The organism is Nonomuraea lactucae (assembly GCF_003313395.1).
GTDB classification, from domain to species: Bacteria; Actinomycetota; Actinomycetes; order Streptosporangiales; family Streptosporangiaceae; genus Nonomuraea; species Nonomuraea lactucae.
The window spans coordinates 12,689-25,374 of sequence record NZ_QNFZ01000048.1 but is presented as its reverse complement, the minus strand read 5'-3'; the positions used below and the strand labels follow the sequence as shown (position 1 = coordinate 25,374).

The window sequence follows — 12,686 nt, the reverse complement described above, 5'->3', positions numbered from 1 at the left end:
CGGCCTCCGTCTCGGAAGCGCACTCCTCCGGATGAACGCCGCCGTAGCCCAGCGCCCTCCCGTCTTCTCCCTCCTGGGCAGAGAATGGGATCTGCTCCCTGGAGTTTTCGCTCCCGTCCACGACCTGTCGACCCAGCTGTTCACCACCTGGCTTCCCTATCCGGATCAGGGGTCATTCCTGGAAATCGGCTGCGGTGCCGGCGTGACCGCCGTAACCGCCGCGCTGAAGGGCTGCGCGGAGGTCACCGCCCTCGACATCAGCGAGGAGGCCGTCGAGAACACCCGGCTCAACGTCCGCAGGCACGGCGTCGGAGAGAGGGTGCGTGTGCTGCGCAGCGACCTGTTCGCGGAACTTGAGGAGGGAGCGCGTTTCGACGCCATCTTCTGGAACTCCAGCTTCATCGAGCTTCCACCTGACCATGTGGTGCACAACGTGCTGGAACGCGCGATATTCGATCCTGGCTACACCACTCATCGAAGCTTCCTGGACCAGGCGGCGCACTACGTCCGACCGGACGGGCGGATCTTCTTGGGATTCAGCAGCCTCGGCAACCACGAACTGCTGAAGTCCCTGGCGCGGCAGGCAGGGCTGGAGACACGAACGCTACGCGGCTTCCCGGCTATGCAGCCCGCGGTGTTGACTTATCAGCTACTGGAGCTGGTACGCATGTGACCAGACCGGTCAGGATTCGAGAAGCGCGGGTCTCGGAGCCGCACCTACCCTGACTGCCATGGACATCGCCGTTCACGCGAGCTTCCCCTTGCCGCGATGGCGCGCCGCCCGACAGTTGGAGAGACGATGAGCATGGCCACGAGGATGGACACGCAGCCTTCCGCGCCGCACGTTGCCGACAGCCACGATCTGATCCGCGTGCACGGCGCGCGCGTGAACAACCTCAAGGACATCAGCGTCGAGATCCCGAAGCGCCGGCTGACGGTGTTCACCGGCGTCTCCGGTTCGGGCAAGAGCTCGCTGGTGTTCGGCACGATCGCCGCGGAGTCGCAGCGACTGATCAACGAGACCTACAGCGCGTTCGTGCAGGGCTTCATGCCGACGCTGGCGCGGCCCGAGGTCGACGTGCTCGAAGGGCTGACCACGGCGATCATCGTCGGCCAGGAGCGGATGGGCGCGAACTCCCGCTCCACGGTGGGCACCGTCACCGACGCCAACGCGATGCTGCGCATCCTGTTCAGCCGGCTCGGGCAGCCGCACATCGGCTCGCCCCAGGCATTCTCCTTCAACGTCGCCTCGATCAGCGGAGCGGGTGCGGTCACGCTCGAGCGCGGCGGGAAGACCGTGAAGGAGCGGCGCGACTTCAACATCACCGGCGGCATGTGTCCGCGCTGCGAGGGCATGGGATCGGTGACCGACATCGACCTGTCCCAACTGTACGACGACTCCAAGTCGATCGCCGAGGGCGCGTTCACCATCCCCGGCTGGAAGTCCGACAACTTCTGGACAGTGCGGATCTACGCCGAGTCGGGCTTCGTCGACCCGGACAAGCCGATCCGCGACTACACCGAGACCGAGCTGCACGACTTCCTCCACCGCGAGCCGACCAAGGTGAAGGTCAACGGCGTCAACCTCACCTACGAGGGGCTGATTCCCAAGGTCCAGAAGTCGTTCCTCTCCAAGGACCGGGAGGCGCTGCAGCCGCACGTCCGGGCGTTCGTGGACCGGGCGGTCACCTTCACCGCCTGTCCGGAGTGCGGCGGCAGCCGGCTCAGCGAGGCAGCCCGGTCGTCGCGGATCGGCGGGATCAACATCGCCGATGCGTGCGCGATGCAGATCAACGACCTGGCCGAATGGGTCCGCGGCCTGGACGAGCCGTCGGTGGCGCCGCTGCTCGCGAAGCTGGGGCACACGCTCGACTCGTTCGTGGAGATCGGGCTGGGCTATCTCAGCCTCGACCGGCCGTCGGGCACGCTGTCGGGCGGCGAGGCACAGCGCACCAAGATGATCCGCCATCTCGGCTCCTCGCTCACCGACACCACCTACGTCTTCGACGAGCCCACCATCGGTCTGCACCCTCATGACATCCAGCGGATGAACCACCTGCTGCTGCGGTTGCGCGACAAGGGCAACACGGTGCTCGTCGTGGAGCACAAGCCGGAGGCGATCGCGATCGCCGACCACGTCGTCGACCTCGGCCCCGGCGCCGGCACGGCGGGTGGCACCGTCTGCTTCGAGGGCACCGTCGAGGGGCTGCGGGCCAGCGGCACCATCACCGGCCGCCATCTCGACGACCGGGCCGCCCTCAAGGAGACGGTGCGCGAGCCCACAGGCGCGCTGGAGATCCGCGGCGCGACGGCGAACAACCTGCGCGACGTCGACGTCGACATCCCGCTCGGGGTGCTCGTCGTGATCACCGGCGTCGCCGGCTCGGGCAAGAGCTCGCTCGTGCACGGGTCGATCCCCGACGACGCGGGTGTGGTGTCGATCGACCAGGGCGCGATCCGCGGCTCGCGACGGAGCAACCCGGCGACCTACACCGGACTGCTCGACCCGATCCGCAAGGCGTTCGCGAAGGCCAACGGCGTGAAGCCGGCGCTGTTCAGCGCCAACTCCGAGGGCGCCTGCCCCACCTGCAACGGCGCCGGCGTCATCTACACCGACCTGGCGATGATGGCCGGTGTCGCCACCGTCTGCGAGGAGTGCGAGGGGAAGCGGTTCCAGGCATCGGTGCTGGACCACCACCTCGGCGGTCGCGACATCAGCGAGGTGCTCGCGATGTCCGTGACCGAGGCCGAGAAGTTCTTCGGCGCCGGCGAGGCGCGCACGCCGGCCGCGCACGCCATCCTCGACCGGCTCGCCGACGTCGGGCTCGGCTACCTCGGCCTCGGCCAGCCGCTCACCACGCTGTCCGGCGGCGAGCGGCAGCGGCTCAAGCTGGCCACCCGCATGGCCGAGAAGGGCGGCCTCTACGTCCTCGACGAGCCGACCACCGGCCTCCACCTCGCCGACGTCGAACAGCTGCTCGGCCTGCTCGACCGGCTCGTCGACTCCGGCAAGTCGGTCATCGTCATCGAGCACCACCAGGCGGTCATGGCGCACGCCGACTGGATCATCGACCTCGGCCCCGGAGCCGGCCACGACGGCGGCCGGATCGTCTTCGAGGGCACGCCCGCCGACCTCGTCGCCGCCCGCTCCACCCTCACCGGCGAGCACCTCGCGGCCTACGTCGGCACCTGACCGAGGCCCTCCCGGACACCGCCTCTTCCTCTCACCTCGACAGGCTGACGGCGAGTACTCCTGCGGTCAGGCCGACCGCCACCCCTCCGGGAATCGGGCACAGTGCCAGAGCCTCGTGCTGGACAGGCACGACCCGCAGGCACGAACCCGTCGCCGGATCCCACAGGCGCACCGTGCGGTCGTAGCTCGACGTGGCGAGCAGCATCCGACCATCCACAGTCACCGCGCAGGCGGCGCTGACGGTGTCCGTGTGTCCGCGGAGGGTGAGCAGGCGGTCGCCTGAGGCCGGGTGCCAGAGCTTGGCCGTCTGATCGCGGCTGGTCGTCACCAGGAGCGTCCAGTGATCGTACTGAACGGTGCACAGGCCGGTGACCGCCGAGCGCTCGTGCGCGACGAAGACACCCTCCGCCCGGCCGGTCGCCGGATCCCACAGGCGAACCGTGGTGTCGCGACTCGCGGTGGCGAGCACGGTCCTGCCGTTCACGCTTACAGGGCAGGCTGCGTTGACGACTCCGGTGTGACCGGTCATGGTGCGCAGAGGCGTGCCGGTGGCCGCGTCCCACATGCGCACCGTGTGGTCGCGGCCTGTCGTCACCAGCACCTCGCCCAGAGCACACGCGGCTGTGACGCTCTTGTCGTGTCCCGTGAGGACGTGCAAGCAGGCCCCGGTGGACGGGTCCCACAAGCGTACGGTCTTGTCGTCACCGGTGGTCGCCAGGACCGTACGATCGCTCACCCTGAGGGCGCAGGCCGCGCTCACCGTGGCCTGGTGCCCGGCAAGTGTGCGGACAGGGTCACCGGTCTTCGGGTCCCGGAGGTGGACCATGCGGTCCCGGCCGGTCGTCACCAGCGCGGGGCGATCATCCACGCTGAGCAGGCACAGGCCGGTGACTCCGTACGGGAGCGACCGGTGCGGGCGGAGCATGGTGCCGGTGTCCGCGGCCCAGAGGTGCACGGAGCGGTCGCGGCTCGCCGTGGCGAGCAGGGGGTAACCGTTGCTGGTCAGAGCGCTGGCCGAGTTGACCGCGTTGGTGTGGCCTCCCAGGCTGCCGACCTGCTCTCCCGTCGCCGGATCCCAGATCCGGACGAATCTGTCGCCCCCTGTGGTGGCCAGCAGCGTGCGGCCCTCCACGGTGAGAGCGCAGACGTCGGTCACCTCGCTGGTGTGACCGAGCATGGTACGCAGGCAGACGCCCGTGGCCGGATCCCACAGGCGGACGGTGCTGTCGCGGCTGGTGGAGGCGAGCAGGGGACGGCCGTCCACAGTGAGGCCGCACACGCCGGTGACCCGGCGCGAGTGGCCTCTGACCCCCTCGGTGTGAGCGGCCAAGGTGCGAAGGCAGACGCCGGTGACCGGGTCCCACAGGCGGATGGTTCGGTCCTGCCCGGCGGTGGCCAGCAGTGGGCGGCCGTCAAGGGTGACGGCGCCGGCCCCGGTGACCTCCGCGGTGTGCCCGGTCAGCGTGCGCAGCCGGCGGCCGGTGGCGGCGTCCCACACCTGTGCCGTCCTGTCGTCGCTGGTGGTGACCAGCAGGGTACGGCCGTCCACGATCAGCGTGCACAGGCCGGTGACCCCGTAGGTGTGACCCTTGTAGGTCCGCAGGTGGTCTCCGGTGGCCGGGTTCCAGACGCGCACGGTCTTGTCCATGCTGGAGGAGGCCAGCATGGACCCACCGGCGGTCATGAACGCGCGGACGGCGGTGACCTTCGCGGTGTGCCCGGTAAGGGCGCGTATCTGCGTGCCGGTGGCCGGGTCCCACAGGCGTACGGTCCTGTCGGAGCCGGCGGTCGCCAGGAGCGTGCGATCGTCGACGGTCACGGCGCAGGCGCCGTTGACGGCGGCGTCATGGCCGGTGAGCACCGTCTCCATGAGGCGGGGTGCGGCCTGAGCCCACATCGCCCGGTACGGCGACGGGTGCGGCATCCGCTGGTAGGCGTTCCCGAGAGCGTCCAGGGCCTCCGAGATGCTCAGCAGCGCCAGCCGCTCGTCCGGCCGCTCCGCGGCCACAGCCTGGGGGGAGGATCGGAGCAGGCGCGAGCGCTGCCTGCCCTGCGGCGTGGCCGCTCTGCGTGCCAGGGGTGTCAACCGCATCAGATCCGCATGAAGCGGATACTCGTCCACGGCGAGCAGTTCGTCCATCGCCCGGCCCTTGACCGCGTGGAGGGGTAGCGAGCGCAGCAGGTAGTCGGGGGCGGACACCCAGCCGGTGCTCGTGCCGTGCTCGATGAAGGCCCTGGTGAGCCTCCGCTCGTCGTCCTCGCGGGCATGGAAGTCTGTCCTGGCCGCCAGCAACGTGTCGTTGAGGGCCTGATGGAAGAGCCGGAACACCGGGGCTGTCGAAGCGCTGGACTCCACCAGGAAGCTCGCCGCCGACGAGCGCGCGAACCGGGACAACCGGTCCGGTGCGATGTCGATGCCTTCCAGGGCGCGCAATGCCACGGCCCAGAGGTCCGCGGTGAATCCCGGAGCTTCGGCGAAGGCCAGCGCGGCCAGTACGGTCCGCGCCGGGATCTCCTCCACAGCGGGGAGCCGTTCCAGATGCTCATCGAGCGCCCACCGGATATCGGCGGGAAAGTCCACCTGGCCGGGCTCTCTGGCCACGGTGTCGTAGAGGCCATAGGTACGTGCGATCAGACCGGCGATCAGGAAGTTGCCCTTCGCGAGAACGGCGATCCGGTCGGCGACCGGACGGGCCACGACCTCCGCCTCGTACGGGTTGCCGAGCCGTTCACTCCCGATCAGCCGCAGGGTCGCCATGGCGAAATGGCTCAGGTCCTCAAGGCGGGAATACTCGGCCTCGTCCAGATCGACGGTCTTGAGGCCATGCCCGAAGGTCCGGATCAGGTCCCCACCGTCATCGCGTTTGCGGGTGCCGACCACGACGCGCACGTCGTCACACGTCTCCACGAGCGGCAGAACGATGCCGGTGACGATGGCGCGGGCCTCAGCAGGTGTCGTCGCCTCATCCAACGCGTCGATGACCACGTTGAAGCGACGACCGGTCTGCTCGGCCTGTGCCTGCTGCACCACCGTCGCCAGATCGCTGACGGCGCCGGGGGCCACGCGGTTGGCCGCGCGGGCGATCTCGGCGGCCACCTCCAGCGCGGTCTTGCCCTTGGCGTGCACCGCGCACGCCACCGAGCCCACCGTGGCCTTCTCCGCTGAGTCGGTCACCGGAAGCCGCGCTCGGACAGCGGGATCCGCCGTGGTGATGATCCGGCCCAGCACCGCCGACTTGCCCACCCCTGGAGAACCGGTGACGACCAGCGCCTTGCGCTCGGTGTCCGCACGGTCCAACCAGTCCTTGACAGCCCGTAAGGCCGCGTCCCGCCCCCGGAAGCGGTATCCGCGCTCGCTCTCCCGGGTCACACCCCGCGCTTTGGGACGCCAGTGCGACCTCGCCTGCGGATCCTTGGCGAGCTCCCATCCCCACGCGGCCAGCGCCGTCTCATCGGCCTGATCGGCCAGGCGTTTGGTGAGCTCCCCGAGTTTCTCGCCCTCCAACTGCCTGAAAGCCCAGTGCATGCTGACGGCCTGGCCGTCGCCGTTACGGTGCGCCGCCTGGCAGACCACCCCGACCACCGCGCGAAAGTCGCCCGACCACAGACCCGCCCCGCTGAAGCCGACCTCGACGTGATAGCGGGACTCCGAGTCCAGGCGGAGCTTCCCATAGCCTAAGATCTCCCCCACGACGCCGTCCGCCGTGTTTCCGGCCGGATCCCCGCCGGGGAATCCATGCGCCCACCATGAGCGAGAGTGGATCTCGCTCCCTGGGGGGAAGCGCAGCGGGGCGGGGTTCGCCCCGGCGGGGATCTCCTCGTCCAGGTGCAGGACGACGAGATCGGTAAGGTGAACGGGCTCGGCGAAGGTCCTCTCACGCACCCGCCGGCGGGGCGGCAGGGAGTCCTCCACCATGGGGAAGGCCACCCACAGGTCAGGCCGCTCCGGCTGCCCCTTCGGCCGGGCCACGTGCGCGCAGGTGAGCACGCGCCGCTCGTCCACCACCAGGCCCGAGCCGATCGGGGCCTCGTCGTCCTCGCGCAGGTGAATCGCCGTGATCCAAGACCGGTCGGCCGGACCGGTGCGGCTCATGTCCCGGCCGGGTCCTGCCCGGTCGCGGCGCTTCCTTGCTTGTCTTCGGCCGCGCCCGACCGCCAGGTAAGGGTGACCTCGAAGTTGCCTTCCGTGGCTGCCTTCGCCACCAGCCAGTTCATGGTCCCGGTGGCCTTGATGCCGAACTTGACCTGGACTTCGTCGGGGCACGCCTCCCGCACCCGCTCCAGCACCACCTGAGCGGCCTTGACAGCCGGGTCCAAGGATTCCCGCACCTTGCCGACGATCTCACCCGGGCCCGCGGGCTGGAAACCTGGCGATGGCTCGATCTCTAACTGGACGGTCGTGGACTCATCCACGTAGTAGGCAACGACCTCAGACACACGGTGCTCCCCTCGTCACCGCGAGTCTATGCCTCCGGATCTTCTATGGGCGGAGAAAACCATCTCTGTCTGGCTTGCGGGACTCGGGCAGAGCCTCCTGGTGTCTCAGACTCCGGAAGAACGTCCGGATGTCCTCGGTCAGCAGGTCCGGGGCCTGGAGCGAGGCGAAGTGGCCGCCTCGGGGCAGCTCCGACCAGTACGTCACGGTGTTGGACAGCTCCGCCAGGCCGCGGATCGCGTTGTCGCCGGGGAAGTTCGCCACCCCGGTCGGCACCGGCGAGGGCGCGGGGCGCTTGCCCCAGCCCTCCTCGCCCGCCTCCAAGTAGAGCCGCGCGGCTGAGCCCGCCGTCGAGGTCAGCCAGAAGATCGTCACGTCGGTGAGGAGCGCGTCCCGGTCCACCGGGGCCTGCTCCGTTCGCGCGGGGTCCCAGTCCACGAACCACTCCATGTTCCAGGCGAGCTGCCCGGCCGGTGAGTCGTTGAGCGCGTACGCCAGGGTCTGCGGCCGGGTGCCCATCTGGGTGGCGTAGCCGGAGTGCGTGTACCACCACATCTCCTGCTGCCGCGCCTGTTCCCGTTCGGCTTCTGACAACCTGTCCAGGTCGCTCGGGTCGGTCGGGGTCGACGCGTTGGCGAGCGCGTTGACGTGCACGCCGATGACCTTGTCCGGGGCGACCCGGCCGAGCTCCGGCGAGACGATGCTGCCGAAGTCGCCGCCCTGCGCGCCGTACCTCTCGTAGCCGAGGCGGTGCATCAGCTCGGCCCAGGCCCGTGCGGTGCGGTTCGATCCCCAGCCGGGCTCGCGGGTCGGGCCGGAGAACGCGAAGCCGGGCACCGACGGGATGACGAGGTGGAAGGCGTCCGCCGGGTCCGCGCCGTACGAGCGGGGGTCGGTCAGCGGGCCGATGATGTCGAGGAACTCGTACACCGTGCTCGGCCATCCATGCGTGATGATCAGCGGGGTGGCGTCCGGCTCAGGTGAGCGAACGTGCAGGAAATGGATGTTCTGGCCGTCGATCGTGGTGGTGAACTGGGGGAAGGCGTTGAGCCGGGCCTCTTGGCGGCGCCAGTCGTAGCCGGTGCGCCAGTAGTGCACGAGCTCGGTGAGGTAGTCCTTGGCGACCCCGTACGACCAGCCGACGCCGGGGAGCTCGTCGGGCCAGCGGGTCCTCGCGAGGCGGTCGTCGAGCTCGTCGAGGTCGGCCTGCGGGATGTCGACCCGGAAGGGTTGAGGTGTGTCCATGCCGCCCAGCCTGGATCCTATCCAGGCCAGGATCGTTCCTAGATCGGAGAAATCGCTCTTAAGGGCATGCGGAACGGGTCGTAAGGATGGCGGAAGGAGACCTTAAGGGCGCCGCGGGAGGGTGGAGACATCGAAAGCGAAGCGGAAACCGGAAGGATGCGGCTCATGCGCAAGTTCAAGCTCCAGGTCCAGACCACCGTCGACGGCTACATGGCGGGCCCGAACGGCGAGATGGACTGGATGACGTTCCCGTGGACCGACGACATCAACGCCTACATCACGGCGCTCACCCAACCGGTCGACTGCATCGTGCTGGGCCGCAGGCTCGCCGAGGGGTTCATCCCGCACTGGGCGTCGCAGCCGGAAGGCGAGGACAAGGCGTCCGTCGACTGGATGAACAACACGCCCAAGGTCGTGATCTCCAACAGCCTCACCGAGTCGCCGTGGGACAACGCCGTCGTCGCCGGCGGCGACCTGGCCGAGACCGTGAACCGGCTCAAGTCCCAGCCGGGCGGCGACATGATCGCCTATGGCGGCGGCACGCTCGTGTCGAACCTGATCGCCGAGGGGCTGCTCGACGAGCTCCACCTGTTCGTCAACCCGACCGCGATCGGTGCCGGAATGCCGGTGTTCGGCAACCCGGACGCCTACCAGCGGCTCCGCCTCGTCACCGCGCGGCCGTTCGAGTGCGGGATCACCGCGCTGCACCTCGAACCGGAGCGCTCCTGAACCGTGCCACGGCGCTCTCCTGCGAGCCGGTCAAGGGCACGGCCAAGCCCACGACCGGGAAGCACGTCAAGAAGCCCTCTCGCCGGGGAATCGTCAGGCGGGTACGGCCGTTGTCGTGGACGCGAGCCCGATCCGGGCCCCGCCCGGACGAGACGCGCCGTACCCGGTCCGCAAAGACGACGCCTCCTGGGAGGGAGCCGTCATGGCCTGGTTCGTCGTCATCGCGGCCGGTCTGTTCGAAGTGGCGATGGCCTACTCGCTCAAGCTCAGCGACGGGTTCGCCCAGCCGCTGCCGAGCGTCGGGTTCGCCGTCTTCGCGGTGCTCAGCTTCGGGCTGCTCGCGTTCGCGCTCAAGAGCCTCGATGTCGGTACGGCGTACGCCGTCTGGACCGGGATCGGGGCCGTGGGGACCGCCACCCTGGGGATGCTCATCCTGGGAGAGGAGGCGTCCGTCGTGCGGATCGTCTCGATCGTTCTCATCGTCTGCGGCGTCGTCGGCCTCAACCTGGCGGGTGGCGCTCACTGACGGCGACGGCGCCGGCGTGGACCCGGCCTCTCGAGAGGAGAGGCCGGGGCGGTGCGGGTGCCCGGATCAGGTGGGCAGCAGGCCGAACAGGTGAGCCGTGGCCGTGAGCAGCGCGGCCAGGGCGGTGATCACGGCGGCGATGGCCGTCGGGGCGACGTCGGAGAGTCGCCGGATCGCGTAGTAGGTGAGCCAGAGAATAGCGACGATGACGCTTACAGCGCTCAGAAGGGCGAGTTGGGACGGCATTCTGTCCCCCTTTCAGACTCGGGGAGGGTGTCCCCTTTTACTGCTTCGCGGAGCAATTTCGACTGTGTCCGCATTTGCGACGGTTGGTAACTGCCCGACTACGGATTGTCGATGTCGGCACTCTACTGCCTTGATCCGGGCAGAGGGCACCATGACGCCAAACGGAATCCGAGAAATTCTCTGGAATCACTTTTTGATTACAGAGCGCGATCATCATGGAGCAGAGGGTATTGTCGGACCGGCGCAGACGACTCTTCGCGGAGCTCTATGCCGTGTGGTGGCGGGGGCCGGGGTGGTATCCGGCCCCCTCGCCTTGCCATGCACGAAACCGGTCGGGAGGATCAACCACTCGCGGCGTGGGCGGGCCGCTGGGATCATCGTGGCATGCTGCCGGTTCTCGCGATCCTCGCGCTACTCCTCAACGGCCTCATGGCCGGGCTGTTCTACACCTTCTCTGTGATCGTCATGCGGTCCCTCGACGCGATCGAGCCGGCCCAGGCGACCGCCACCATGAGCAGCGTCAACGTGAAGATCCTCAACGCGTGGTTCCTGCCGGTGTTCCTGCTCGCGCCCGTGGCGTCCCTGGTGACCGGCCTTCTCCTGCTCATGCGCGACGGGAGAGCGACGGCCGGGACCCTCTTCCTCGTCGCCGCCGCGGCCTACTTCCTCGGCGTGTTGGGCGTCACGGCGGTGGTGAACGTGCCGATGAACAACGCGCTCGACTCCGGCGCCCTCGACTGGTCCGGCTACTCTCCGCGCTGGACACGCTGGAACCACCTGCGCACCGTCGCGTCCGTGGCCGCGCTGGTGCTGGCCGCGGCCGGCCTGTACACGGCGTGAACGGCTGATCGGCGCAGCCCGCGCGGCAGGCGATCGGTACGGCGGCGCCGTACCGATCCTCGACGGACGTCGTCACATGTTGATCATGTGGCCGGCCAGGCCGTGGATCGCCTCCTTGACCGCCTCGCCGAGCGTGGGGTGGGCGTGCACGTTGCGCGCGACCTCGTGCACGGTCAGGTCCCACTGCTGGGCCAGGGTCAGCTCCGGCAGCAGCTCCGTCACCTCGGGGCCGATCAGGTGGGCGCCGAGCAGCTCGCCGTACCGCTGGTCACTGATGATCTTGATGAAGCCGGCGCTGTCGCCCAGGCCGTGCGCCTTGCCGTTCGCCGTGAACGGGAACTTGACCGTCTTCACGTCATAGCCCAGGTCGCGGGCCTGCGTCTCGGTGTAGCCGAAGCTCGCCACCTGCGGCTGGCAGTAGGTCGCCCGCGGGATCATCACGTAGTCGAGCTCCATGGTCTCCGCGTCGCCGATGGTCTCGGCCGCGATGACGCCCATGGACTCCGCGGCGTGGGCCAGCATGAGCTTGGCCGTGACGTCGCCGATGGCGAAGATGTGCGGCACGTTCGTCCGGCACCGGCCGTCGATCGCGATGGCGCCCCGGTCGGTGAGGGCCACGCCGGTCTTCTCCAGGCCGTAGCCGTCGACGCGCGGCTGGAAGCCGATCGCCTGCAGCACCTTGTCGGCCTCCAGGACCTCCTGCTGCCCGTTCCGGGTGACGGTCACCTTGACGGAGGAGCCGCTGTCGTCGATGGCGTCGACCCGGGTCGAGGTCAGGACGTCGATGCCGAGCCGCTTGTAGCGCTTGGCCAGCTCGGCGGAGACCTCCTCGTCCTCCAGCGGGACCACTCGGTCGAGGAACTCGACGATGGTCACCTTGACGCCGTAGTTGTGCAGGACGTACGCGAACTCCACGCCGATCGCGCCCGCCCCCGCGATGATGATGCTGCCGGGGAGCCGGTCGGTCATGATCTGCTCTTCGTACGTCACCACGCGCTCCGACAGCGACGTGCCGGGGATCAGCCTGGTGGTGGCGCCCGTGGCGATGATGCAGTGGTCGAAGGTGATGGTCTCGCCGTTGACCTGGAGAGTGTTGGCGTCCAGGAACGTGCCACGGCCGTCGTACTCGGTGATGGAGTTCTTCTTCATCAGATAATGCACCCCCTTGACCCGGCCGTCCGCCACCTTGCGGCTGCGCGTGAAGGCGGCGCCGTAGTCGAAGGAGACCTCGCCGCTGATGCCGAAGGTCTTCGCCTCGTTGTGGAAGATGTGGGCGAGCTCCGCGTTGCGCAGCAGTGCCTTGGAGGGGATGCAGCCCACGTTCAGGCAGACGCCACCCCAGTATTTCTCCTCGACGACCGCGGCGCGCAGACCGAGCTGGGCGGAACGTACGGCTGCCGTGTAGCCTCCCGGCCCCGCACCGAGAACGACGACGTCATAGTGAGTGCTCATGAGTCGGACCATACCGTCAG

The 12,686-nt window shown here is 68.9% G+C and carries 10 protein-coding genes and 1 riboswitch; of the genes, 5 read left to right on the top strand and 5 right to left on the bottom strand.

The window, feature by feature from the left end; all coding sequences use genetic code 11:
• The first annotated feature begins 31 nt into the window (after positions 1 to 31).
• Together DQW85_RS03295 and DQW85_RS03290 are read left to right on the top strand one after the other, a co-directional pair.
• On the top strand, positions 32 to 673 hold the full coding sequence (locus DQW85_RS03295; protein ID WP_113698940.1) for a methyltransferase: 642 nt from the start codon (positions 32 to 34) through the stop codon (positions 671 to 673).
• Positions 674 to 799: 126 nt separating this feature from the next.
• The gene (locus tag DQW85_RS03290; protein WP_113698939.1) at positions 800 to 3,193 is read left to right on the top strand and encodes an ATP-binding cassette domain-containing protein; all 2,394 of its coding nucleotides are present in this window, start codon (positions 800 to 802) and stop codon (positions 3,191 to 3,193) included.
• Between the two features lie 31 nt (positions 3,194 to 3,224).
• Here DQW85_RS03290 and DQW85_RS03285 read toward each other — a convergent pair whose 3' ends face one another.
• Genes DQW85_RS03285 through DQW85_RS03275 form a run of 3 tightly spaced genes read right to left on the bottom strand, consistent with a single transcriptional unit; the run spans position 3,225 to position 8,873 of the window.
• On the bottom strand, positions 3,225 to 7,286 hold the full coding sequence (locus DQW85_RS03285; protein ID WP_113698938.1) for a trypsin-like peptidase domain-containing protein: 4,062 nt from the start codon (positions 7,284 to 7,286) through the stop codon (positions 3,225 to 3,227).
• Positions 7,283 to 7,630 carry a CU044_2847 family protein gene (locus DQW85_RS03280; protein WP_113698937.1) on the bottom strand — a complete coding sequence of 116 codons (348 nt, stop codon included), beginning with the start codon at positions 7,628 to 7,630 and terminating at the stop codon, positions 7,283 to 7,285. The genes DQW85_RS03285 and DQW85_RS03280 overlap by 4 nt, the downstream gene beginning before the upstream one ends.
• A gap of 43 nt (positions 7,631 to 7,673) precedes the next feature.
• On the bottom strand, positions 7,674 to 8,873 hold the full coding sequence (locus tag DQW85_RS03275) for an epoxide hydrolase family protein (RefSeq protein ID WP_113698936.1): 1,200 nt from the start codon (positions 8,871 to 8,873) through the stop codon (positions 7,674 to 7,676).
• Between the two features lie 165 nt (positions 8,874 to 9,038).
• Between DQW85_RS03275 and DQW85_RS03270 the strand changes: the two genes are divergently transcribed.
• Together DQW85_RS03270 and DQW85_RS03265 are read left to right on the top strand one after the other, a co-directional pair.
• On the top strand, positions 9,039 to 9,602 hold the full coding sequence (locus DQW85_RS03270) for a dihydrofolate reductase family protein (protein ID WP_113698984.1): 564 nt from the start codon (positions 9,039 to 9,041) through the stop codon (positions 9,600 to 9,602).
• A 120-nt stretch (positions 9,603 to 9,722) separates the two neighbouring features.
• A riboswitch (guanidine-III (ykkC-III) riboswitch) is annotated at positions 9,723 to 9,788 on the top strand.
• Positions 9,789 to 9,804: 16 nt separating this feature from the next.
• Positions 9,805 to 10,128 (top strand): DMT family transporter, encoded by a 324-nt coding sequence (locus DQW85_RS03265; protein ID WP_113698935.1) that lies wholly within the window; start codon positions 9,805 to 9,807, stop codon positions 10,126 to 10,128.
• Positions 10,129 to 10,194: 66 nt separating this feature from the next.
• Here DQW85_RS03265 and DQW85_RS03260 read toward each other — a convergent pair whose 3' ends face one another.
• Positions 10,195 to 10,374 (bottom strand): hypothetical protein, encoded by a 180-nt coding sequence (locus DQW85_RS03260; protein WP_113698934.1) that lies wholly within the window; start codon positions 10,372 to 10,374, stop codon positions 10,195 to 10,197.
• Positions 10,375 to 10,758: 384 nt separating this feature from the next.
• Between DQW85_RS03260 and DQW85_RS03255 the strand changes: the two genes are divergently transcribed.
• A complete protein-coding gene (locus DQW85_RS03255) occupies positions 10,759 to 11,214 on the top strand; it encodes an anthrone oxygenase family protein (RefSeq protein ID WP_240196894.1) in 456 nt (151 codons plus the stop codon).
• Between the two features lie 72 nt (positions 11,215 to 11,286).
• Here the strand turns inward: DQW85_RS03255 and lpdA are convergent, their stop codons facing one another.
• On the bottom strand, positions 11,287 to 12,666 hold the full coding sequence (gene lpdA / locus DQW85_RS03250) for a dihydrolipoyl dehydrogenase (protein ID WP_113698933.1): 1,380 nt from the start codon (positions 12,664 to 12,666) through the stop codon (positions 11,287 to 11,289).
• Positions 12,667 to 12,686 lie beyond the last annotated feature (20 nt).